Source organism: Pseudomonas sp. NPDC088890, assembly GCF_044900155.1.
Lineage (GTDB): Bacteria > Pseudomonadota > Gammaproteobacteria > Pseudomonadales > Pseudomonadaceae > Aquipseudomonas > Aquipseudomonas urmiensis.
Window position 1 is genome coordinate 406,541 of record NZ_JBJDNG010000001.1, and the last position, 22,032, is coordinate 428,572.

Below are 22,032 nucleotides of genomic sequence, written 5' to 3' on the forward strand. Positions count from 1 at the left end.
GGACCGCTTAACTATCACCAGATGGGGATTTAACGGATGAAATTGAAAAACACTTTGGGCTTGGCCATTGGCTCGCTCGTAGCTGCTACTTCGTTCGGTGCTCTGGCTCAAGGCCAAGGCGCTGTCGAAATCGAAGGTAACGTCACCAAGCAGTACTACGACAGCGAGCGTAACTTCAAGAACGACGGCACCAATCCTGGTGTTCGCCTCGGTTACTTCCTGACCGACGACGTTTCCCTGGATCTGGGCTACAACGAGACCCACAACGCTCGTGGCGAAGTCTTCAACAAAGACATCAAAGGTTCCAAAACCAAGCTGGACGCCACCTACCACTTCGGTACCGTTGGCGACGCGCTGCGTCCGTACGTCTCCGCTGGCTTCGCCCACGAGAGCCTGGGCCAAGCTACCCGTAGCGGCCGTGACCACTCCACCTTCGCCAACGTTGGCGCTGGCGCCAAGTGGTACATCACCGACATGTTCTTCGCCCGTGCTGGCGTTGAAGCCATGTACAACATCGACAACGGCAACACCGAGTGGGGCCCAACCGTTGGTCTGGGTCTGAACTTCGGTGGTAGCGGCGGCAAGCAGCCTGCTCCTGCTCCTGCTCCAGTTGCTGAAGTTTGCTCCGACAGCGACAACGACGGCGTTTGCGACAACGTCGACAAGTGCCCAGACACCCCGGCCAACGTTACCGTTGACGCCGACGGCTGCCCGGCAGTTGCCGAAGTCGTACGTGTTGAGCTGGACGTGAAGTTCGACTTCGACAAGTCGGTCGTCAAGCCAAACAGCTACGGCGACATCAAGAACCTGGCCGACTTCATGAAGCAGTACCCGTCGACCACCACCACCGTTGAAGGTCACACTGACTCCGTCGGTCCAGACGCTTACAACCAGAAGCTGTCCGAGCGTCGTGCCAGCGCTGTCAAGCAAGTGCTGACCCAGCAGTACGGTGTTGAATCCAGCCGTGTTGATTCGGTTGGCTACGGTGAGACCCGTCCGGTTGCTGACAACGCCACCGAAGAAGGTCGCGCTGTTAACCGTCGCGTTGAAGCGCAAGTAGAAGCTCAGTCCAAGTAATTGGTTTGAGGTTCATGAAAAACCCGGCCTAGGCCGGGTTTTTCTTTGCCTGAAATTCGTCCTGGGCGCTAGCTGGCCAACTGCTGCAGGGTCTGCTGGGCGGCATGTCCGACGACTTCGCCAATCACCAGGATCGCAGGGCTTCGCAGGCCGAATGCATGGGCATCTGAGCCCATTCGCTGCAGCTGGCTGCGACATTCGCGCTGGTTGGGCAGCGAGGCGTTTTCGATCATCGACACAGGCGTATCGCCAGGCATGCCGGCGCTGAGCAAGCCTTGGCGGATCTCCTCCAGGCGGGCGACGCCCATGTACACCACGAGCGTAGTGCCGCCCTGGGCTAGTCCTGCCCAGTTCAGCTCGCTGTCATCCTGGGTGTGTGCAGTGACCAGCGTCACCCCGCGGCTGACGCCACGCAAGGTCAGGGGGATACCGCACTGGGTCGCGCCGGCCAGCCCAGCGGTAATGCCATTGACCACCTCCACTTCAATGCCGTAGCCCTGCAACCACAGTGCCTCTTCGCCGCCACGGCCAAAGATGCACGGATCTCCGCCTTTGAGCCGCACTACGCAACGGCCCTGGCGGGCATGGCGCAGCATCAGCCGTTGAATGAACGCTTGCGGCGTCGAGCGACAACCGCCGCGCTTGCCCACGGCAATCACTCGCGCCTGCGGGCAGTGCTCGAGCAGCGCCGGATTGACCAGGTCATCGATCATCACCACCTGGGCCTGGCGTAGCGCACGTACCGCCTTAAGGGTCAGAAGCTCAGGGTCGCCGGGGCCTGCGCCCACCAGCCAGACTTTTGCATGCATTGGGGTGTTCCTCATCAGCAGCGCCGCTCAGCCTTTGAACAGGCAGAACAGCGCAATCAGGTTGAACAGCATCGATAGCAGCGCCAAGGTCCGCCAGACTTTCAGCGGTTCGCGCTCAAGCAATGGCCGAGGGCGGCCGGTCAGCTCCTGGCGGTCACCGCGTTCGAGCAACAACAGCCACTGCTCAGCGGTTTCGAAACGCTGCGCAGGGTCTGCGGCGACGGCCTGCTCCAGGTTGCGCTGGAGCCACTCGGGAAGGTCTGGGCGATAGCGCGCCGGGTTAATCGGGTTGTTGAAACGCGGGTGCTGGAACGCTTCGATTTCGCCATAGGGGTAGTGCCCGGTGAGCAGCTGATACAGGGTTACGCCCAGCGCGTAGAGGTCTTGGCGGGGGCTGGGCGGTTGCCCTTCGAACGCTTCCGGGGCGATGAACGAGGGGGTTCCGGGCAGATCATGCGGGGCGTCTTCGGATAGGCCCGGGCAATAGGCCAGGCCGAAGTCCAGCAGGCGCAGCTGACCGTCTTCGCCCAGGTGCAGGTTGTCCGGTTTGATGTCCCGGTGCAGCAGGTTGCGCCGGTGCAGCACGCCTACCGCTTGCAGCAGCTGGCGGGCGACCTCCAGCCATTGCACCAGCGGCAGCGGGCCGCTTTCGGTCAGCAGGGTCGCCAGGGTCTGCCCTGGGTATTCGCGCATCAGGTAGTACAGGTGCTGGCGATGGCTGGCGGCATGCACCTCGGGGAAATGCCGGCCTGCAACGCGGCGCAGGAACCATTCCTCCTGCAGCAAACGCTGCGCGGCGCCGGCTTGTGTTTCTTGGCCTGTGGGCAAGGTCTTCAGTAGCCACGGGTGGCCTTGGCTGTCGTGAACGCGGTACAGCAATGACTGGCGGCTACGCGCCAGTTGTGCATCGACCCGCCAGCCATCGATCAGTTGCCCTGGGCGCAACGCTGTTGGCACAGGCCACTGTTGCAGTTGTGCCAGGGTGTCTCCCAAGTTTGCTGGCCCCAGTTGCTCGACCCGCACCAGCAGGGCGCTGGCGTTGTCTTGGCTGCCGCACAGATGAGCGCTGGCCACCAGCGTATTGGCCGCCTCCTGTAGATCAGCGTGCTCGCGCAGCACCGAGAGGATGCCTTGGTCGCCCAGGCTGGCCCACACGCCGTCGCTGAGCAGCAGGTAGCATTCACCGTTGTGCAGCTCGCCTTCGAGGTAGTCGACCAGCAGGTGCTGATCCAGCCCCAAGGCGCGCTTGAGCACATGCTGCATGCCGGGTTGATCCCAGACATGGTCTTCGCTCAGGCAGTGCAAGCGCCCCTGGTGCCAGCGATAGACCCGGCAGTCGCCAACGTGGGCCAGGGTGAAGCGCCGCCCGCGGATCACCAGCGCGCTCAAGGTGGTCAACAGCGGTTGGCCACTGCCCTGGGCGCGCAGCCAGCGGTTTTGCGCCAGCAGCAGGCGATCGAGCGCCTGCGGCACGGCCCAGGTCGCCGGGGTGGCGTAGTAATCCAGCGCCAGCGCCTGCAGGCTGGCTCGCGCTGCCAGGCCGCCGTCTGCGCACTGGCTGACGCCGTCGGCGAGGGCGAACAGGTAGCCCTTGCTGGCAGCCAGCTCCGGTGCCGGGGTGACCAGGCGCAAAGCGTCCTGGTTTTCCGCACGCGGGCCGGTGGCCGTGGCTTGGGCAAAGCTCAGTTGCAGGCTCATGTTGGCTGCCTCAGACCCGTGCCGCGGTGACCGCCGCCGAGCCCCAGGTGGTGCGCCAGCGTTGCTTGACCCCATGCAGGCCGAACCAGGCCAGCAGGCCGAGGCTGGCGAACAGCCACAGCCCCAGCTGATAGTCGCCAGTGTGCTGCTTGATCATGCCCAGGCCTGCGGCCAGGATGAAGCCACCGATGCCGCCGGCCATGCCGATCAGCCCGGTCATCACGCCGATTTCCTGGCGAAAGCGCTGCGGCACCAATTGGAACACCGCACCATTGCCCGCACCAAGACCGAGCATGGCGCTGACGAACAAGGCCAAGGCCGCGGCAGCGCTGGGCAGGTTGAAGCCGACCGCAGCGATGCACACTGCGGCTACGCTGTACATGCCCAGCAGGGTACGGATACCGCCGAAGCGGTCGGCCAGGGCGCCGCCCAGTGGGCGCATCATGCTGCCGCCAAAGACGCAGGCGGCGGTGTAGTAACCGGCAGTCACCGGGCTCAGCCCGTACTGATCGCTGAAGTAGCCGGGCAGGGCGCTGGCCAGGCCGATGAAGCCGCCGAAGGTGACGCTGTAGAAGAACATGAACCACCAGCTGTCACGATCACCCAGTGCCTTGAAATAGTCGGCCATGGCTTTGGGCTTGGGGCGTTGTGGGGCGTTGCGTGCCAGCCAGGCGAACAGCACCAGGGTCAGCAGCAGCGGGATCAGGGCGAAGCCGAACACGTTGTTCCACCCAAAGGCTGCCGCCAGCGCCGGGGCCAGCAGGGCGGCGAATACGGTGCCGGAGTTGCCGGCACCCGCGATGCCCATGGCCTTGCCCTGGTGTTGTGGCGGATACCACTGCGAAGCCAGTGGCAGCGAGACCGCGAACGAAGCGCCGGCAACGCCGAGGAACACGCCGAGCAGCAACGCCTGCTCATAGCTGTGCACACCCAGCAACCAGGCACAGGCCAATGCCAGGATTACCACCACCTGGCCGAGCAGGCCGGCGGTTTTTGGCGACAGGCGATCGACCAGCATGCCCATCGCGAAGCGCAGCAGCGCGCCAGCCAGGATCGGTGTCGCGACCATCAGGCCACGTTGTTGCGGGCTCAGTTGCAAGTCGGCGGCGATCTGCACCGCCATGGGGCCAAGCAGGTACCAGACCATGAAGCTCAGGTCGAAATACAGGAACGCGGCGAACAGGGTTGGCACATGCCCGGACTTCCAGAAACTCGTACTCATCGAACACCTCGCGCGGCTTGCAACGGTAGTCATGCCCTGTCTGCGCAGGGCCGGAACGAAAAAGACGCCGCTACCCGATCCACCGCAGTGGAGGGGAGAGCGACGTCTTTGTCGGAGGGTTGGGCAACCGCCGTTGGCTACCTGTGGTATTTGTTCAGCAAGAGCCGGGCCAATCTTGAGCTGGCGGTTTTGGCTTGTCAGTGCCGGCCAGCGCATACTGGCCGTTAGGCTCAGCCCAGCATCTCGTGCATGGCGATGATCTGCTCGGCCACCTGAATCAGTTTCTGCTGTTTGCTCATGGCCTGGCGGCGCATCAGGGTGAAGGCCTGCTCCTCGTTGCAGTCCTTCATCTTCATCAGCAAGCCCTTGGCCTGCTCGATGCGCTTGCGCTCGGCCAGTTGCTGGTCGCGCGCCAACAACTGGGCCTTGAGCGCCTGGTCGCTCTCAAAGCGGGCCATGGCTACATCGAGGATCGGCTGCAGGCGGGCGCTATGGATGCCTTCGACGATGTAGGCGCTGACCCCAGCCTGGATCGCCTGGCGCATCACCTGCGGGTCGTGCTCATCGGTAAACAGCACGATGGGGCGCGGTCGATCACGGCTGACCAGCACAACTTGCTCCATCACATCCCGCCCCGGTGACTCGGTATCGATCAACACCACATCGGGACGCACCGTTTCGACGCAGGCGGGCAGGTCGATGGTCAGCCCACCGGCTTCGATGACTTCGAAGCCGGCTTCGACCAGTGCGGCCTTGAGCCGGCCCACTTTCTTTTCGGTGTCGTCGATCAGCAGGATGCGTAGCATGTTCGTCCCCCTCACAGACCGACACGGGCGCTGGGTGTCTCAGCCATGGCATGCAGGCGAAAGCTGCGCGCATAGCCGTGGGGATCGCTGCCATCCCAGCGGATGCCGTCGATCAGCAGGCTGCTGCGCATTGGCAGCTCAGCGCAAGGCACGCCGAGTGCTGCCGCAGCTTCCCGATAGAGCGCCAGCTGCTGCACCTGGCGAGCGACGTCGAGGTAATCAGGGTCTTCGCGCAAAAGACCCCAGCGGCGGAACTGAGTCATGAACCACATGCCGTCGGACAGGTACGGCAGGTTGGCCCGGCCTTGGTCGAACAGGCGCAGCGCGTGCCGGTCTTGCCAGCGGTTGCCCAGGCCGTCCTGGTAGTCGCCGAGCAAGCGCGGCTCGATGGTTTCCAGCGGCGTATCCAGGTACGCCGTGCCGCTGAGCAACTGGGCGGTGCTGCGGCGGTTTTCCGGGCTCTGCTCGATGAAGCGGCTGGCGGCGAGAATGGCTGTGATCAAGGCACGGGCGCTGTTGGGGCATTGCTCGACAAAGGCACGCGCGCAACCGAGGACTTTTTCCGGATGGTCTGGCCAGATCGACTGGCTGGTGGCCAGGGTAAAGCCTTGGCCTTGGGCCACGGCATCGGCCGACCAGGGCTCGCCGACGCAAAAGCCATCGATACGCCCGGCCTGGACGTGAGCGACCATCTGCGCCGGTGGCACCACGACACTGTGCACGTCGCGCAGCGGATGAATGCCTTGGCTGGCCAGCCAGTAGTACAACCACATCGCGTGGGTGCCGGTGGGGAAGGTCTGGGCGAAGGTCAGCCGTGAGCCATTTTGGTGCGCAAGCCTGGCCAGCGCTTCAGGGCTGGTCACGCCCTTGCGTTGCAGTGCCGGCGACAGGTTGATCGCCTGGGCATTCTGGTTGAGGCCCATCAGCACCGCCATGTCGCTGGCCGCTACGCCGCCGATACCCAGGTGCACGGCGTAGATCAGGCCATATAAGCAGTGCGCCGCGTCGAGTTCGCCGCTGACCAGTTTATCGCGCAGGCCGGCCCAGGAGGCCTGGCGCTTGAGGTTGAGGGTCAGGCCCTGTTGCTGGGCAAAGCCTTGGGTGGCTGCGACCACTACCGAAGCACAATCGGTCAGGGCCATGAAGCCAATGTCCAGGCTGGGCTTTTCCGGTGCATCGCTGCCGTTGACCCAGGCCAGAGGTGTTGCGCGGGGGAATGTATTCACGAAGCTCCTCGCCCGTACTCAATAGGCTTTGAAGCCTGAGCGAAGCAAGCGATATGCCACAGGTGCGGTAAAGGCCTGTCGCGGCGGCGGCGTGCTGGCTATAATCGCCCCCTCACTCACCCCCGAGTCTTGCCCGCCCATGTATACCCTGGCCCGCCAGCTGTTGTTCAAGCTTTCTCCGGAAACCTCCCACGACCTGTCCCTCGACCTGATCGGCGCAGGTGGCCGGCTGGGGCTCAATGGCTTGCTGTGCAAGCAGCCGGCAGCAACCCCGGTGACCGTCATGGGCTTGAACTTCGCCAACCCGGTGGGCCTGGCCGCAGGCTTGGACAAGAATGGCGCGGCCATCGATGGCTTCGCCCAGCTGGGTTTTGGCTTCGTCGAGATCGGTACCGTGACCCCGCGTGCGCAACCGGGCAACCCCAAGCCGCGCCTGTTCCGTCTGCCAGAGGCGAGCGCGATCATCAACCGCATGGGCTTCAACAACCTAGGCGTCGATCATTTGCTCACGCGGGTGCGGGCTTCGCGCTATGACGGCATTCTGGGCATCAATATTGGCAAGAACTTCGACACCCCGGTCGAGCGCGCGGTTGACGACTACCTGATCGGCCTGGAGAAGGTCTACAACGACGCCAGCTATATCACCGTCAACGTCAGCTCGCCGAATACCCCGGGCCTGCGTTCGCTGCAGTTCGGTGACTCGCTCAAGCAACTGCTCGATGCCCTGGCCGTGCGCCGCGAGCAACTGGCCAGCGAGCATGGCAAGCGCGTACCGCTGGCGATCAAGATCGCCCCAGACATGACTGATGAAGAAACCGCCCTGGTAGCGGCGGCCTTGCTCGACTCGGGTATGGACGCAGTGATCGCCACCAACACCACGCTGTCTCGCGAAGGCGTCGAAGGCCTGCCGTTCGGCGGCGAGGCGGGTGGGCTGTCGGGGGCTCCAGTGCTGGAAAAAAGCACCCACACGGTGAAGGTGCTGGCGGGCGAGCTGTCCGGGCGGATGCCGATCATCGCTGCGGGCGGGATTACCGAAGGCCGGCATGCTGCCGAGAAGATCGCCGCGGGTGCGAGCCTGGTACAGATCTATTCGGGCTTCATCTACAAGGGCCCGGCGTTGATTCGCCAGGCGGTGGATGCCATCGCTGCGATGCCGCGCCAGTAACGGCGGGGCATAAAAAAGGGCCCCATCAAGGGGCCCCTGGGCCGTAGCCCGCCGCCCGGATGGGGCGTGCATGGTGACTCGAATTCAATGTCCTCGTTCAGCCAACGGCGTGATTTTCGTTGAGTCTATGGATGCCAGCGGTGCCGGTCATACCGTCCCAGTTATCTCCGCGACCTTCGCGCCAGCCGTTGATCCAGGCCTGGCGAACGGATGGAAGGGTGAAGGGGCAAAGTTCGCGAGATTTGCCGGTGACCCCATACTGGTAGCCACGTGAATATGCTCTTTCCAACGGATCACGCTTAAGTCTTCTCATAGGGTGTTGCCCTCACTTGTTGACTGTAATGTCCCGTCGGCCTCTCTGAGGCCGGGCAGAATCTTTCTGCCGGTTTTGCGCTCGCTGCCGGCGTCGCGAGCAGAAGTGTCGTTCCATTGCGAAACGACCTGAGTTCAGTTCTAACGAATGCGAGTCACAGTGTGAATGATCGATTTGTCATAAGGACGTAACCTTTCTGCCGATGAAAGGATAAGTAAATAAATGCGACTCAACCCTGTTTAGGCTTTAGCCCGCTATGATCAGGGTTTAGTGGTGGTTGCAGTCATTTGGCCATTGTTTCCGGCACATGACTGAAATAATTGGTAATGCGACGAAGGGTCACGCCTTCCCCGCGAACCCACGAAATTTTCACACTGCCCGACGATCAAAGCGTTTTCACCCAGGTGGAGCGTTTAACTGTCGGGTGGCCTGGCGCTTGCTCTGCACGCAGCGCCACCCGAGCGCCTGTGAAAAGGGCGCTCGGGTAAACATCGGCGGGACGATGCGTCGACCCGTCACTTAAATAGCCAAAGGCTCTGGATTACTCATGTCGGACCGTTTCGAACTTTATCTCACCTGCCCCAAGGGCCTGGAAGGCCTGCTTGCCGAAGAGGCCCGTGGCCTTGGTCTGGAGGAGGTGCGTGAGCACACCTCGGCGATTCGTGGCGAGGCCGACATGGAAACCGCCTACCGCCTGTGCCTTTGGTCGCGCCTGGGCAACCGCGTGCTGCTGGTCCTCAAGCGCTTCTCGATGAAGAACGCCGATGATCTGTACGACGGCGTCAACGCCGTCGACTGGCAGGATCATCTGACCGCCGATGGCACCCTGGCCGTGGAGTTCAGCGGGCATGGTTCGGGGATCGACAACACCCACTTCGGCGCCTTGAAGGTCAAGGACGCGATTGTCGACAAACTGCGTAACCGTGAAGGGCTGCGTCCTTCGGTGGACAAGCTCAACCCGGACCTGCGCGTGCACCTGCGCCTGGACCGTGGCGAGGCGATCCTCTCGCTCGACCTTTCCGGGCACAGCTTGCACCAGCGTGGCTACCGCCTGCAGCAAGGCGCCGCGCCGCTGAAAGAAAACCTCGCGGCTGCCGTGCTGATCCGCGCCGGCTGGCCGCGGATTGCCGCTGAAGGCGGCGCCCTGGCCGACCCGATGTGCGGTGTGGGGACCTTCCTGGTCGAAGCGGCGATGATCGCCGCCGACATCGCCCCCAACCTCAAGCGCGAGCGTTGGGGTTTCAGCGCCTGGCTCGGCCACGTGCCGGCGCTGTGGCGCAAGGTGCACGACGAGGCGGCAGCCCGCGCCGAGGCTGGCTTGGCCAAGCCACCGCTGTGGATTCGTGGTTATGAAGCCGATCCCCGGCTGATCCAACCGGGGCGCAACAACGTCGAGCGTGCCGGCCTGGCGGACTGGGTGAAGATCTATCAGGGTGAAGTCGGCAGCTTCGAGCCGCGTCCTGACCAGAATCAAAAAGGCCTGGTCATCAGCAACCCGCCATATGGCGAGCGCCTCGGTGACGAAGCTAGCTTGCTCTACCTCTACCAGAACCTTGGCGAACGCCTGCGCCAGGCCTGCCTGGGTTGGCAAGCTGCGGTGTTCACCGGTGCGCCTGAGCTGGGCAAGCGCATGGGGATCCGCAGCCACAAGCAATACGCTTTCTGGAACGGCGCGCTGCCGTGCAAATTGCTGCTGTTCAAGGTTCAACCAGATCAGTTCGTCACTGGCGAGCGACGCTCGTCCGAGTCGCAAGAAGTCGACAGCCCGCGTCAGCTGGCGGTGGCCAGCGAACCGGCGCGGTTGTCCGAAGGCGCGCAGATGTTCGCCAACCGCTTGCAGAAAAATCTCAAGCAACTGGGCAAGTGGGCCCGCCGCGAGCAGGTCGATTGCTACCGCCTGTATGACGCCGACATGCCCGAGTACGCCCTGGCGGTCGATCTCTATCAGGACTGGGTGCACGTGCAGGAATACGCCGCACCGCGCTCGATCGACCCGGATAAGGCCCAAGGCCGTTTGCTCGATGCACTGGCGGCCATTCCCCAGGCGCTGGGCATCGATCCGCAGCGTGTGGTGCTCAAGCGTCGCGAGCGCCAGAGTGGCACCCGCCAGTATGAGCGTCAGGCTACCGAAGGGCGCTTCCAGGAAGTCAACGAAGGTGGCGTCAAGCTGCTGGTCAACCTCACCGACTACCTGGACACCGGGCTGTTCCTCGACCATCGCCCGATGCGCATGCGCATCCAGCGCGAGGCTGCCGGCAAGCGCTTCCTCAACCTGTTCTGCTACACCGCCACTGCCACTGTGCATGCCGCCAAAGGCGGCGCGCGCGACACCACCAGCGTCGACCTGTCCAAGACCTACCTGGACTGGGCGCGTCGCAACCTGTCGCTCAATGGCTATTCCGATCGCCATCGCCTGGAGCAGGGCGATGTAATGGCCTGGCTGGAGAACTGCCGCGAGAGCTACGACCTGATCTTCATCGACCCACCCACCTTCTCCAACTCCAAGCGTATGGAAGGCGTGTTCGATGTGCAGCGGGACCACGTGCAGTTGCTCGACCTGGCCCTGGCCCGTCTGGCGCCGGGTGGCGTGCTGTACTTCTCCAACAACTTCCGCAAGTTCCAGCTCGACGAGAGCCTGAGCGCACGCTACGCCGTGGAGGAGATCAGCGCTCAGACCGTCGACCCGGACTTTGCGCGTAACAGCAAGATTCACCGGGCATGGCGTTTGCAACTGCGTTGAGGCGACGAGGTACATTGCGTCGCTAGTGGCCAATGGCTATAAATAGCTAGGGCCGGACAATTCGCAGGACGCTGACGTGACGAGAATGCTCTATGTCCAAGTGTGGCGTGCGTGCGAAGGTGTTCGGCCTGTTCAGCCAGGCGCTGTCCGCGTGGGCGGTCGCCCTGGTGGCCCTGGTGGCTGGCGGCCTGCTCACGGCCGCCCTGGCCATTGCCGCACAGACCTTCTACAAGCAGCAGTTGCGCCAGCGCTTCGAGCTGCTGGCCAATGAGCGCTACAGCCGCATCGCCGAGCGCTTCGATGATCAGGAGCAGCGCCTGGACGGGCTGCGCCGATTCTTCAGCTACTCAAGCGAAATCACCCCGCGTGAGTTCGATGGCTACGTCAAACCGCTGTTGCATCGCACCCAAGCCTATTCCTGGGCACCCAGGGTAGAGGCCGGGCAGCGAGAAAGCTTCGAGCGTCAGGCCAGTGCCTGGCTCGGCCAGCCTTATCACATCCGCGACCAGGACGCGCAAGGCGTGTTGCAGCCAGCAGCGGCGCGCGAGCGTTTTTATCCCGTGCTCTATACCCAAGCGGCCACGTTGCAGGGGCAGCCTTATGGCTTGGATCTGCTCGGCCAGCCACTGCGTGAAGCCACATTGGCGCGAGCGTCGGCGCCGGGGAGCATGGCGGTGTCGGCCCCGTTGGACATGATCAATGTCGAGCCGGTGTATACCCGTGGCCTGCTGATGGTGGCGCCAGTCTTCGCCGAGCGCGGGCCAGACAATGCGCCCAGCGGCTATGTCATGGCGCTGCTGAGCATGCGCCAGCTGATCGCCGAGGGCCTGCCGCCGCCGGTCGACGATAACCTGGTGGTGCGCATCCTCGACACCTCCGGGAGCAATGGTCAGGAAGTGCTGTACGACTCGCAGAATCCGGTCGCGCAAATCCCGATGGCCAGCAACCACTTGCTGCATTTGGCCGATCATCACTACCAGCTGTCGATCCGGCCCAGCCAGGCTTTTTTGCAGGCCAACCGTTCTTCGGCAGTGCACACAGTGGCATTGCTCGGAGGTCTGCTGAGCGTGTTGCTCAGCGCCTTGCTGTACAGCCTGTTCAGCCAACGTCAGCGCGCCTTGCGGCTGGTCGAACAGCGCACGGCGCAATTGCGCATCAGTGAACAATCCCTGCGCGGCACCCACAATCAGTTACGCGGTGTGCTCGATGCCGCGACCCAGGTGGCAATCATCGCTACCAGCCTCAAGGGTGTGGTCAGCACCTTCAATGCCGGCGCCGAACGCATGCTGGGCTACGCGGCCGGTGAGGCGGTGGGTCAGCTGAACCTTGCCGACCTGGTCGAAGCTGAAGAACTCGGCCAGCGAGCGCATGCCTTGACCGTGCGTTACGGGCGGGAGATCGCCGGCGGCCAGGCGATGTTCGCCGAAACCGTGCAAGAGCCCAGCGCAGAGCCCGGCGAGTGGACTTTGGTGCGCAAGGACGGCAGCCACTTGTTGGCCAATATGCTGGTGACTGCGGTGCTCGACGAGCAGGGCTTGTGGGTGGGCTATCTGGCGATTTGTATCGACGTGACCGAGCGGCGTCGGGTGCATGAGGCGCTCGCTGCGCGTGATCGGCTGCTGGAAAAGCTCAGCGCCGAGGTGCCCGGTGGTATCTACCAGTACCGCCTGGATGTCGATGGACATTCGTGCTTTCCCTATGCCAGCCAGGGTTTGTACGACATCTACGAGGTCGACCTGCAGTTGTTGGGCGAAGATGCGACGGTTGTATTCGAGCGCATTCATCCGGACGATCTGGAGCGGGTACGGCGTTCGGTGCGCTACTCGGCCGAGCATCTGTCGCCGTGGCGGGAGGAGTATCGCGTGATTCTGCCGCGGGCCGGGCTGCGCTGGGTGAGGGGCGAGGCGACGCCGGAGATTGGCGATAACGGCTGCACCCTGTGGCATGGCTATCTGACGGATGTATCTGACACCAAGCGGGTTGAGGAAGAGCTGCGAGCGCTGTCGATCACCGATGTGCTGACCGGTATTCATAATCGGCGCTACTTCCAGGAACGGCTCAAGAGCGAGCTGGAACGGGCTCAGCGTGATGGTCTGGAGCTGGCGGTGATCATGCTCGATATCGACCATTTCAAGCGCATCAACGATGAGCATGGGCATGCGGTGGGTGACCATGTGTTGCGCAGCCTGTGCCAGCATATTGGCCAGCGGTTGCGCCGTAGCGATGTGTTTTGCAGGTTGGGTGGGGAGGAGTTCATGGTGCTGTGTCCGGGGAGTGATGCTGAACAGGCGCGGTGGTTGGCGTTGGAGTTGTGGCAGGGGGTGCGGAGTTTGACGATTGAGGGGGTTGGGCGGGTTACTGCGAGTTTTGGGGTGGCTGGGTGGCGGGCGGGGGAGGGGGCTGATGCTTTGTTGTTGCGGGCGGATGCTGGGGTTTATGCGGCTAAACAGGCGGGTCGGGATCGGGTTGAGGTGGTGTTGCTTTGAGGGGGTAGTGGCTGATTTCCTGATTTCCTGATTTCCTGATTTCCTGATTTCCTGATTTCCTGATTTCCTGATTTCCTGATTTCCTGATTTCCTGATTTGTCTGATTCAATGTGTTTTGTGTGATTATCCATTCACGATGGTGATATTTCGGCACCCTTCCGCCCTTACGGCGGGTCACTTTTGGTCGTGGCCAAAAGTAACCAAAAGCCGTGCGCTCCACCATCCGGCCCTACGCTGCGCTTCGGGTCCCCTCGCTTCGGTGCCTTCCGGGCCCGCGCGGCCTACGATTTGCTGCGCAAATCTACATCTCGCGCCTTCGGCTGCGCCGAAGGGTGCTGCGCACCTGGCCCTTCAGACACCTACGCTCGGCCTCCTGAAGTCGCGAAGTTAGTGGCGGCGACTGGGCTGGCGTTATCTGGCGATAGTGACAGGTGTGGTGGATGCTCTGGCCTCTTCGCGGGCAAGCCCGCTCCCACAGGTACCGCGTAGATTTAAGTCCAGCGTTGAGCCAGCACTGACACCACGCAGATGCTGCGAATCCCGCAAACCCTGTGGGAGCGGGCTTGCCCGCGAAGAGGCCAGAACAAACAACACAAAACAGAAAAATCAAATTTTGGCTTCGGCTTTGGCTTTGGCTTTGGCGAGAGCGCAGCGATTCGCCTGCTCTTGATGTTCGTGCGCGCAATTCCAGGCGACGCAGATTCGCGACTTCAGGAGGCTGAGCAGAGGCGTCTGGAGGGCCAGGTGCGCTAGCACCCTTCGGCGTAGCCGAGGGCGCGAGATGTAGATTTGCGCAGCAAATCGTAGGCCGCGCGGGCCCGGAAGGCGCCGGCGCGAAGGGACCCGAAGCGCAGCGTAGGACCGTATGTAGGAGCGAGCGGTTTTGCTTACTTTTCCCAAGAGAAAAGTAAGCCGCCGTAAGGGCGGAAGGGGCCAGTGGTATCGCCACATCGAATGGATAAGCCCACGTCCAAAAAATGCCCAATGTCTATACTCCCAAGCTCCCGCCCACCCCCGAGGACCCCCGCCATGCCCCTGGAAAAAACCGGCACCTGCCTCTGCGGCGAAACCCACCTGAGCGCGACCATCGACAACACCCAGATCAGCGCCTGCCACTGCAGCATGTGCCGCAAATGGACCGGCGGCCCACTGCTGGTCGTACACTGCAGCAACCCCCCACTGATCGAAGGCCGCGCGCCAAGCGTCTACGATTCCTCCGACTGGGCACAACGCGGTTTCTGCGGCAAATGTGGCACCCATTTGTACTACCGGCTCAAGGCCAATGACTTCTACGCTATCCCCGTCGGCCTGCTCGATGGCGAGGAAGCCTGGGACTTCGACCTGCAGATATTCGTCGAACAGAAACCCGCCTGGTATTGCTTCAAAAACCAGACCCGGGAGCTGACCGGCCAGCAAGCCTTCGATGAGCTGAGCTAGCTCACACCTGGCACCACAGCCATTCGGCAACGTACTGGAAGCGGCGGCGATGGTGCTGGTGATTGGCGGTGTGCTGTGGTCGATGCGCCAGCACGAGGCGCCGCCTGAGCTTGCCAAACCAGTGCATTCCTGAGAAAACGGCGCCCTACGTTTGCCCTTAGAGAGAACGCCATGAGCGACCCATTGCAGATCATTGACCTTGAGCCCGGCGACGGCAAGGCCGTGGTCAAAGGTGCCCTGATCACCACCCAATACACCGGCTGGCTGGCTGACGGCAGCGAGTTCGACTCGTCCTGGTCGCGTGGCAAGCCGTTTCAGTGCGTGATCGGCACCGGTCGCGTCATCAAGGGCTGGGACCAGGGCCTGATGGGCATGCGTGTGGGTGGCAAGCGCAAGCTGCAGGTGCCGGCGCACCTGGGTTATGGCGAGCGCACGGTCGGCGCCATCCCGGCCAACTCGGACCTTACGTTCGAGATCGAACTGCTCGAAGTCCTGACCCGCGACGACTGACACCAACGTGTCCCGGTAACGACTTCATTTGGCAAAGTTACCGCCCTAAAGTGAATTTTGCTCACCCAAGGCGGTCAAGGATGGGCCTCGTCTGGGAGTTGGTGTGCAACTCGCCCCGGGCGACGAGCATGGAACGCAGGCACGGACGCCTCCCTTTTTTTTGCCGGATGAGTCCATCGCCATGAAGTTGCCGCAGCTTATGCGACGCCGTCATCTGTTTCTCGCCGCGGCGCTCGCCGCGATTCTCGTACCCTTGAGCCTGGATGTGGTGGAAAGTCACGACCAGCCCGCCGATGGTACGCAGACCCTGGTTTTCCTGCGTCACGCCGAAAAGCCCGGCGAGGGCCTGGGTCAGTTGAACTGCCAGGGACTCAATCGCGCCCTGGACCTGGCCACTTTGCTGCCCGAGCGTTTCGGTGATGCCGACTACGTGTTCGCCGCCAATCCTTCCCGGCATGTCGAGGAGGGCAGCCAGGACCTGCGCTACAGCTACATTCGTCCCTTGATGACCATCACCCCCAGCGCCATCCGCCTGGGCCTGCCGGTCAATATCGACTTCGGCGCCAATGATTACGACGAACTGGCCGACGAGTTATTGAGCGACAAGTATCGCAACGCCACGGTCTACACCGCCTGGTCGCACGGCTACTTGCCGGACCTGATCAACGCCGTGGCCGGCAAAGCCCTGGGTGATGAGCGGGTGATCACCCAGGACTGGAACAATGACGATTTCGACACCCTGTACGTGCTCACCCTGACCTGGCACGACGGCGAAGCCAGCCTGCTCAGCCGCAATGTGCGCCAGGGCCTGGATGGTGGCAAGAAGACCTGCCCGACCTGATCAGGGCTGGCCCTGGCTGGTGAGCGCAGCCCGGAATCTGCGATGCTTGTGCGGTGGATTCGAGCAAGGAGCAGGGCATGGGCAAGCGGGTAACCGTGATTGGCGGTGGGGTGATCGGCCTGGCCAGCGCCTACGCGCTGGTGCGTGAAGGCTGCCAGGTCGAGCTGATCGAAGCGCGCGACAGCCTGGCCAGCGCCACCAGCTTTGCCAATGGCGGGCAGTTGTCTTATCGCTACGTGGCGCCGCTGGCCGACACCGGTGTGCCGTGGCAGGCGTTGGGCTGGTTGCTGCGCGGTGACTCGCCGTTGCGCCTGCGCCTGCGTCTGGACCCTGCCCAGTGGCGTTGGTTGGCGGCCTTCGTGGCGGCGTGTCGCGGCTCGGTCAACCGCCGCAATGCTGCCCAGTTGCTTGAACTGGCGTTGCACAGCCAGGCGGTCATGGCGCGTTGGCGCGAAGAGGACCATCTGCACGGATTTGCCTGGCGACGCAACGGCAAGTTGGTTGCGTTTCGCACCCAGGCGGCGTTCTCTCGGGCTTGCGCGCATCGGCTCGACCCGGCCACTCAACAGATTTTCGCTGGCGCCGAGCTTGGCGCGCTCGACGCGGCGCTGGCCGATGCGCCGTTCATTGGCGGGGTGTATACCGCAGACGAAGAAGTCGCTGACTGTCATCGCTTCTGCCAGGTGCTGGCGCAGCGTCTGCGCGCTTCAGGGCAATGTGAGTTTCGCCTGGGCCAGGCGGTTACCGGGCTGCGGCACGATGGCAGGCGGGTGACGGCAGTGGAACTGGCTGCTGGGCAGCTGGACGTCGAGCACCTGCTGTTGTGTGCCGGACATCGCAGCCCGAGCTTGGCGCTGCCGGGGCTGAAGCTGCCGATCTATCCGCTCAAGGGCTATAGCCTGACTGCGCCAGTGCTGGCGCAGCATCGGGCTCCGCAGGTGAGTGTCACTGACTATGAGCGCAAGATCGTCTATGCCCGGCTGGAGAATCAGCTGAGGGTGGCGGCGATGGTGGATATCGTTGGCTTCGACGATGCAGTCGATCCGCGCAGGTTGTGCAGCATGCAGCGCTTGGCACAGGCGACGTTGCCTGAGGCGGCGGATTATCGGCAGGCGGTGGAGTGGGCCGGGATGCGCCCGGCGACACCCACCGGGGTGCCGATTCTCGGCGCTACGGCGTATCGCAATGTGTGGGTGAACCTGGGGCATGGGGCCTTGGGGTTCACCTTGGCTTGTGGCAGTGCTCAGCGGCTAGCCCAGCTCATTAACTGTCGGGAGTGATGGTGTTTGTACCGGCCTCATCGCGGGCAAGCCCGCTCCTACAGGGCCTGTAGGAGCGGGCTTGCCCGCGATGAGGCCGGTACAGGCGACTACGATCCTAGCGGCCGAACCGCATCGGCCAGCCCACCACCTTCTTCACCCGCGGCGTCGCATAGGTCCGTACCTTGGAAGTGCTCAAGCCCATCCGCACCAGCGACTCGGCAATGGTCACCGCCGCACTGACGCCATCGACCACCGGCACGCCAGTGCGCTGGCGGATCTGCTCATCCAACCCGGCCATGCCGCCGCAGCCCAGGCAGATCACCTCGGCCTTGTCATCCTGCACCGCTCGTGCGGCCTGCTCGACAATTGCCTCGACCGCTCGCTGCGGATCGGCCTCAAGCTCGAGCACTGCCAGCCCGCTGGCACGCACCGAGGCGCAGCGCTCATACAGGCCGGAGAGCTTCAGGCGGTCTTCGATCAAGGGCACGGTGCGATCCAGGGTGGTCACTACCGAGTAGGCATGGCCCAGGTACATCGCGGTGCTGGCGGCCGCGTCGGTGATGTCCACCACTGGCACGTTTAGCAGCTCTTGCAGGCCCTCGCGGCCATGTTCGCCATAGCCGGCCTGGATCACCGCGTCATAGGGCTGATCATAGGCCATGACCCGGTCCATCACGGCGATCGCCGCCAAATAGCTTTCAAAGTTGCCTTCGACCGATTCGGCGCCGAACCAGGGCGTCAGGCCGACGATCTCGGTGCCGGCCGAAGCGACGCTGCGTGCCTGTTCGGCAATGGCCTCGGTGATGGCTTCGGTGGTGTTGACGTTGACGATCAGAATGCGCATGCACCTTCCTCCTTGATCAATGGCTGCTGTGGTCGACGGCGATGCACTCGCCGCTGACATCGTGGTATTGGCGATTGCGCGGAGCGATCAGCAGGTACAATGCGGCAGCGATGCCAGCACCGATCAGCCAGGAGAACGGCGCAATGCTGTGGAAGCTCGGGACCAGGGCCAGGACGATCGCCAGCAGCGCCGCCGGAACGAACACCGCCACTGCCCGCAGGTTGACGCCACGGGTGTAGTGATAGGCGCCGGCTGGGTTTTCGCTGTACAGCTCTGGCACGTTGATCCGGCCTTTGCGCAGCAGCCAGTAGTCGGCCATGATCACCCCGTACAGCGGGCCGAGCAGGGCGCCCAGGCCAGACAGGAAGTACACGATCACCAGCGGGCTGTTGTACAGGTTCCACGGCAGGATCAGCACCGCCAGGGTTGCGCTGATCAGGCCTGCGCGGCGGAAGTTCAGGTGCCGGGGGGCAAGGTTGCTGAGCACGAAGGCCGGCGCCACGAAGTTGGCCATGATGTTTACCGCCACCGTGACGATCAGGAAGGCCAGGCAGCCCAGTACCAGAAACGGCGTGCTCGGGATGGTAGCGACGATCTGGGTCGGGCTGTCGATCACCTGGCCGTTGATCTGGAACTGCGCACCGCACAGCACCACGGTGATCACCGCGAACACCAGGATGTTCACCGGCAGCCCCCAGAAGTTACCGACGCGGATGGTCTTGCGGCACGGCGAGGAGCGGGCGAAGTCGCAGAAGTTCAGCACCAGGGTGCCGTAGATCGCCAGCCACAGCGCACCACCGGCAAAAATATTGCGCCACATCTCATAACCGCTCAGTGGCTCGGCCACCGACCAGGCAATGCGCGTATCGGCCTGAAAGTACATCCACCCAGCCAGGCTCGCCACGGTGAGCAGGATCACCGGGCCGGCAAACGCCTCGTAACGACGGACCATCTCCATGCCGTAAGCGAGGATCACCAGCTGCACCAGCCAGATCGCCACGAAGCACAGCCAACCCAGGCTCGACAGCCCGAGAATGCTGTCCTGATCATAGGCGGCCACTTGCGGCCATACCGCAGTGAGCAACACCCGCAGCACCACCGAAGCCAGGTAGGTCTGGATACCGAACCAGGCGATGGCGATCACCGCGCGGATCAGTGCCGGAATTTGCGCGCCGTGGATGCCGAAGGCGATCCGGCTGATCACCGGGAACGGCACGCCGGTCTTCTGCCCCATGTACCCGGAGAGGTTCATGAAGAAGTACACCAGCGCCGCGCCAATGGTCAGCGATAGCAGGATCTGCCAGCCACCCAGGCCGAGGGCGAACAAACCCATGGCGAACGAGTAGTTGGCGATGTTGTGCACATCGTTGGTCCACAGGGCAAAGATGCTGTAGCCCCCCCAGCGGCGACCTTCGCTGCGGGTCGGGGCGAGGTCGCGGTTGTGCAGCCGCGGGCTGAGTTCAAGCTCGGGCGCATGGCCGGCCAAGGTCGAGGTGGGGGAGGTGCTGGCGACGGATAGTTCAGGGGCAAGGTCGAGGCTGCTACTCATTCCGGCGGCTCCTGATGCGGCTGCCGGCGATAAGCGGGCGAGCTGCACGGGCTCGTCATCTCATCGTTGCAGGCAGTGGCATCACTGGGTTCTCGAGGCAGCGGCCCTAAGGATCAGGCGCTGCGTTATTGTGTATTTATGTTTCGTAAACTTTGTATACAAAACACAAACACACAAAAGCCAGTTCCATGCCAGGAACAATACAAGTTTAAGCAGGCCAGTAATCTGATTCTGTCTTTTTTTAATATAACCTAATGAAAATAAGGAATTATAAGTTGACCAAATGAACAGTTTTTATTTTTTCAGGAGTTTTTTAGTTGATCAAGTGGTCAATTTTTTATTCGGGTCCAATGTAACCTAGTGGTGCGTTACTTCACCTAAGTGCACACAAAAATGGCACTTATAGTGACATTCTTGTGTACAAAAAATAGTCAATAGGATTAGCCGGATACTCGCCTGGGGCGGGCTAGCGCCGTCGCTATAAGGCTATTCGCCCATCGGCGGTAGCCGGCGTTTTACCGGGCTCTTCTTGATGATCGCGGTATTGGTTTCAGCCAGCACATTGATCCGATCGAGCAAGGTGTCGAGTTGCTCCATCGAGCGCACATGCAACCTGGCGATGAAGCAATCTTCACCGGTGACCTTGTCGCACTCGGTGAACTCGGGGATGGCAATGATCTGCCGCTCCACTTCCTGTAACTGCCCAGGCAATGGCCGGATGCGCACGATAGCCTGCAACTGGTAGCCGAAACTGCGCGGGTCGACGTCTACCGTGTAGCCGCGTAACACGCCTCGCTCCTCCAAACGGCGCAGGCGCTCGCTGACGCTGGGCGCAGACAACCCGCTGATCTGCGCCAGGGCTTTGAGCGAGCGGCGGGAGTCTTCCATCAGGGCATTGATCAACAGCTGGTCTATAGCGTCGGTCATCTTTAACCTCGTCAGGCAAAATTGGTGATTCGCCTTGATAGTAAAGGCGATTCTGACATTTAGCCTTGGTTATCCGCTGGAAGGTAGCGCTTGACCCTCGTCATACTGTGGCCATCGTCAAGCGGAGGTGTGAGATGGACAGTTCAGTGCGCCGTGGCTCTGTGGAAATGATGGTCGCCATGCTGATTTCCGGGACCATCGGCTGGTTCGTGCTGGTGTCTGGGCAGCCGGTACTGGAGGTGGTGTTCTGGCGCTGCGTATTCGGCGCCGGCACCTTGCTGCTGATTTGCGCAGGCTTGGGTTTTCTCAAGCCAGGGGTGATCGGCCGCACTGCGTTCCTGCTGGCGATCGCCAGCGGCGTGGCCATCGTCGGCAACTGGGTACTGCTGTTCGCCTCCTACTCACGCGCCTCGATCGCCATCGGTACGGCGGTGTACAACGTGCAGCCTTTCATGCTGGTGGGGCTGGCGGCGCTGTTTCTCGGCGAGAAGATCACCGCGGCCAAGCTGACCTGGCTGAGCGTGGCGTTTCTCGGCATGTTGGCGATCGTCAGCGCGCATGGTGCCGGGCAGGGTAGCGGCAACGACTATCTATTGGGCATTGCCCTGGCCTTGGGCGCGGCCTTGCTGTACGCCGTGGCGGCGCTGATCATCAAGCGTCTGAGTGGCACCCCCCCGCATTTGATCGCGCTGATCCAGGTAAGTACAGGCGTGTTGCTGCTGGCGCCGTGGGTCAAGCTTGGCGGGCTGCCCGCTGAACCGTCGGCGCTGGCTAGCCTGATTACCTTGGGCATCGTGCATACCGGGGTGATGTACGTGCTGCTCTACAGCGCCATCCAACGCCTGCCCACGGCCCTGACGGGCGCGCTGTCGTTCATCTACCCCATCGCGGCGATCCTGGTCGATTGGATCGCCTTCGGCCATCGGCTGGCGCCGTTGCAGTGGCTGGGCGTAGCGCTGATCCTGCTGGCGGCTGCGGGCATGCAGCAGGGCTGGTGGTTCAAGCCGGCGCCACGGGTCGAGGTGCTCAAGCCAGATTGAACCTGGCCAGACGAATATGTGGGCATGACTGGGCTGTTGGCGATGCTCGGTTACAATGGCGTTTTTTTGCCCGTGTGAAT

18 protein-coding genes are annotated in these 22,032 nt (G+C 62.7%); 9 read left to right on the forward strand and 9 right to left on the reverse strand.

The features are described from left to right. The first annotated feature begins 36 nt into the window (after nucleotides 1–36). Nucleotides 37–1,077, forward strand: coding sequence for an OmpA family protein (locus ACI2JX_RS01850; RefSeq protein ID WP_186557260.1), 1,041 nt, complete (start codon nucleotides 37–39; stop codon nucleotides 1,075–1,077). 68 nt (nucleotides 1,078–1,145) lie between these two features. Here ACI2JX_RS01850 and cobA read toward each other — a convergent pair whose 3' ends face one another. The 5 genes from cobA to ACI2JX_RS01875 form a co-directional block, all read right to left on the reverse strand. Continuing rightward, nucleotides 1,146–1,886: a uroporphyrinogen-III C-methyltransferase gene (gene cobA, locus ACI2JX_RS01855; RefSeq protein ID WP_404689222.1), complete on the reverse strand. Its 741-nt coding sequence runs from the start codon at nucleotides 1,884–1,886 to the stop codon at nucleotides 1,146–1,148. A gap of 27 nt (nucleotides 1,887–1,913) precedes the next feature. Continuing rightward, the gene (locus tag ACI2JX_RS01860; RefSeq protein WP_404689223.1) at nucleotides 1,914–3,584 is read right to left on the reverse strand and encodes a protein kinase; all 1,671 of its coding nucleotides are present in this window, start codon (nucleotides 3,582–3,584) and stop codon (nucleotides 1,914–1,916) included. 10 nt (nucleotides 3,585–3,594) lie between these two features. Continuing rightward, nucleotides 3,595–4,806: a NarK/NasA family nitrate transporter gene (locus ACI2JX_RS01865; RefSeq protein ID WP_186557257.1), complete on the reverse strand. Its 1,212-nt coding sequence runs from the start codon at nucleotides 4,804–4,806 to the stop codon at nucleotides 3,595–3,597. Between the two features lie 230 nt (nucleotides 4,807–5,036). Further along, the gene (locus ACI2JX_RS01870) at nucleotides 5,037–5,612 is read right to left on the reverse strand and encodes an ANTAR domain-containing response regulator (RefSeq protein ID WP_186557256.1); all 576 of its coding nucleotides are present in this window, start codon (nucleotides 5,610–5,612) and stop codon (nucleotides 5,037–5,039) included. An 11-nt stretch (nucleotides 5,613–5,623) separates the two neighbouring features. Continuing rightward, nucleotides 5,624–6,838, reverse strand: coding sequence for a CmpA/NrtA family ABC transporter substrate-binding protein (locus tag ACI2JX_RS01875; protein ID WP_264233721.1), 1,215 nt, complete (start codon nucleotides 6,836–6,838; stop codon nucleotides 5,624–5,626). Nucleotides 6,839–6,977: 139 nt separating this feature from the next. Here ACI2JX_RS01875 and ACI2JX_RS01880 point away from each other — a divergent pair, with 139 nt between their 5' ends. Further along, the gene (locus tag ACI2JX_RS01880) at nucleotides 6,978–8,003 is read left to right on the forward strand and encodes a quinone-dependent dihydroorotate dehydrogenase (RefSeq protein WP_264233719.1); all 1,026 of its coding nucleotides are present in this window, start codon (nucleotides 6,978–6,980) and stop codon (nucleotides 8,001–8,003) included. 97 nt (nucleotides 8,004–8,100) lie between these two features. Here the strand turns inward: ACI2JX_RS01880 and rmf are convergent, their stop codons facing one another. Then, on the reverse strand, nucleotides 8,101–8,316 hold the full coding sequence (rmf, locus tag ACI2JX_RS01885; RefSeq protein ID WP_079227119.1) for a ribosome modulation factor: 216 nt from the start codon (nucleotides 8,314–8,316) through the stop codon (nucleotides 8,101–8,103). Between the two features lie 547 nt (nucleotides 8,317–8,863). Here rmf and rlmKL point away from each other — a divergent pair. The 6 genes from rlmKL to ACI2JX_RS01915 all read left to right on the forward strand — a co-directional run bounded on the left by rlmKL (nucleotide 8,864) and on the right by ACI2JX_RS01915 (nucleotide 17,610). Further along, nucleotides 8,864–11,056 carry a bifunctional 23S rRNA (guanine(2069)-N(7))-methyltransferase RlmK/23S rRNA (guanine(2445)-N(2))-methyltransferase RlmL gene (gene rlmKL / locus ACI2JX_RS01890; RefSeq protein ID WP_264233718.1) on the forward strand — a complete coding sequence of 731 codons (2,193 nt, stop codon included), beginning with the start codon at nucleotides 8,864–8,866 and terminating at the stop codon, nucleotides 11,054–11,056. A 92-nt stretch (nucleotides 11,057–11,148) separates the two neighbouring features. Further along, on the forward strand, nucleotides 11,149–13,542 hold the full coding sequence (locus tag ACI2JX_RS01895) for a diguanylate cyclase (protein ID WP_404689224.1): 2,394 nt from the start codon (nucleotides 11,149–11,151) through the stop codon (nucleotides 13,540–13,542). Between the two features lie 1,029 nt (nucleotides 13,543–14,571). Next, nucleotides 14,572–14,979 (forward strand): GFA family protein, encoded by a 408-nt coding sequence (locus tag ACI2JX_RS01900; RefSeq protein WP_404689225.1) that lies wholly within the window; start codon nucleotides 14,572–14,574, stop codon nucleotides 14,977–14,979. Nucleotides 14,980–15,150: 171 nt separating this feature from the next. Further along, a complete protein-coding gene (locus ACI2JX_RS01905; protein WP_312154985.1) occupies nucleotides 15,151–15,489 on the forward strand; it encodes an FKBP-type peptidyl-prolyl cis-trans isomerase in 339 nt (112 codons plus the stop codon). A gap of 181 nt (nucleotides 15,490–15,670) precedes the next feature. Beyond that, entirely contained in the window at nucleotides 15,671–16,330 is a 660-nt protein-coding gene (locus ACI2JX_RS01910; protein WP_404689226.1) for a histidine phosphatase family protein, read from the forward strand. Nucleotides 16,331–16,407: 77 nt separating this feature from the next. Further along, nucleotides 16,408–17,610 (forward strand): D-amino acid dehydrogenase, encoded by a 1,203-nt coding sequence (locus tag ACI2JX_RS01915; protein WP_404689227.1) that lies wholly within the window; start codon nucleotides 16,408–16,410, stop codon nucleotides 17,608–17,610. A gap of 97 nt (nucleotides 17,611–17,707) precedes the next feature. On the opposite strand, the gene ACI2JX_RS01920 is transcribed toward ACI2JX_RS01915, so the two are convergent. The 3 genes from ACI2JX_RS01920 to ACI2JX_RS01930 form a co-directional block, all read right to left on the reverse strand. Continuing rightward, nucleotides 17,708–18,436 (reverse strand): aspartate/glutamate racemase family protein, encoded by a 729-nt coding sequence (locus ACI2JX_RS01920; RefSeq protein WP_404689228.1) that lies wholly within the window; start codon nucleotides 18,434–18,436, stop codon nucleotides 17,708–17,710. A gap of 16 nt (nucleotides 18,437–18,452) precedes the next feature. Then, a complete protein-coding gene (locus ACI2JX_RS01925; RefSeq protein ID WP_404689229.1) occupies nucleotides 18,453–19,985 on the reverse strand; it encodes an NCS1 family nucleobase:cation symporter-1 in 1,533 nt (510 codons plus the stop codon). 486 nt (nucleotides 19,986–20,471) lie between these two features. Next, nucleotides 20,472–20,912: an Lrp/AsnC family transcriptional regulator gene (locus tag ACI2JX_RS01930; RefSeq protein ID WP_186556258.1), complete on the reverse strand. Its 441-nt coding sequence runs from the start codon at nucleotides 20,910–20,912 to the stop codon at nucleotides 20,472–20,474. Between the two features lie 134 nt (nucleotides 20,913–21,046). Between ACI2JX_RS01930 and ACI2JX_RS01935 the strand changes: the two genes are divergently transcribed. Beyond that, entirely contained in the window at nucleotides 21,047–21,952 is a 906-nt protein-coding gene (locus tag ACI2JX_RS01935; RefSeq protein WP_404689230.1) for a DMT family transporter, read from the forward strand. The last annotated feature ends 80 nt before the right edge of the window (nucleotides 21,953–22,032 follow it).

Coding starts and splice junctions, on each gene's coding strand:
- ACI2JX_RS01850 (WP_186557260.1), top strand. CDS start 37: ATGAAATTGAAAAACACTTTGGGCTTGGCCATTGGCTCGCTCGTAGCT.
- cobA (WP_404689222.1), bottom strand. CDS start 1,886: ATGCATGCAAAAGTCTGGCTGGTGGGCGCAGGCCCCGGCGACCCTGAG.
- ACI2JX_RS01860 (WP_404689223.1), bottom strand. CDS start 3,584: ATGAGCCTGCAACTGAGCTTTGCCCAAGCCACGGCCACCGGCCCGCGT.
- ACI2JX_RS01865 (WP_186557257.1), bottom strand. CDS start 4,806: ATGAGTACGAGTTTCTGGAAGTCCGGGCATGTGCCAACCCTGTTCGCC.
- ACI2JX_RS01870 (WP_186557256.1), bottom strand. CDS start 5,612: ATGCTACGCATCCTGCTGATCGACGACACCGAAAAGAAAGTGGGCCGG.
- ACI2JX_RS01880 (WP_264233719.1), top strand. CDS start 6,978: ATGTATACCCTGGCCCGCCAGCTGTTGTTCAAGCTTTCTCCGGAAACC.
- rmf (WP_079227119.1), bottom strand. CDS start 8,316: ATGAGAAGACTTAAGCGTGATCCGTTGGAAAGAGCATATTCACGTGGC.
- rlmKL (WP_264233718.1), top strand. CDS start 8,864: ATGTCGGACCGTTTCGAACTTTATCTCACCTGCCCCAAGGGCCTGGAA.
- ACI2JX_RS01895 (WP_404689224.1), top strand. CDS start 11,149: ATGTCCAAGTGTGGCGTGCGTGCGAAGGTGTTCGGCCTGTTCAGCCAG.
- ACI2JX_RS01900 (WP_404689225.1), top strand. CDS start 14,572: ATGCCCCTGGAAAAAACCGGCACCTGCCTCTGCGGCGAAACCCACCTG.
- ACI2JX_RS01905 (WP_312154985.1), top strand. CDS start 15,151: ATGAGCGACCCATTGCAGATCATTGACCTTGAGCCCGGCGACGGCAAG.
- ACI2JX_RS01910 (WP_404689226.1), top strand. CDS start 15,671: ATGAAGTTGCCGCAGCTTATGCGACGCCGTCATCTGTTTCTCGCCGCG.
- ACI2JX_RS01915 (WP_404689227.1), top strand. CDS start 16,408: ATGGGCAAGCGGGTAACCGTGATTGGCGGTGGGGTGATCGGCCTGGCC.
- ACI2JX_RS01920 (WP_404689228.1), bottom strand. CDS start 18,436: ATGCGCATTCTGATCGTCAACGTCAACACCACCGAAGCCATCACCGAG.
- ACI2JX_RS01925 (WP_404689229.1), bottom strand. CDS start 19,985: ATGAGTAGCAGCCTCGACCTTGCCCCTGAACTATCCGTCGCCAGCACC.
- ACI2JX_RS01930 (WP_186556258.1), bottom strand. CDS start 20,912: ATGACCGACGCTATAGACCAGCTGTTGATCAATGCCCTGATGGAAGAC.
- ACI2JX_RS01935 (WP_404689230.1), top strand. CDS start 21,047: ATGGACAGTTCAGTGCGCCGTGGCTCTGTGGAAATGATGGTCGCCATG.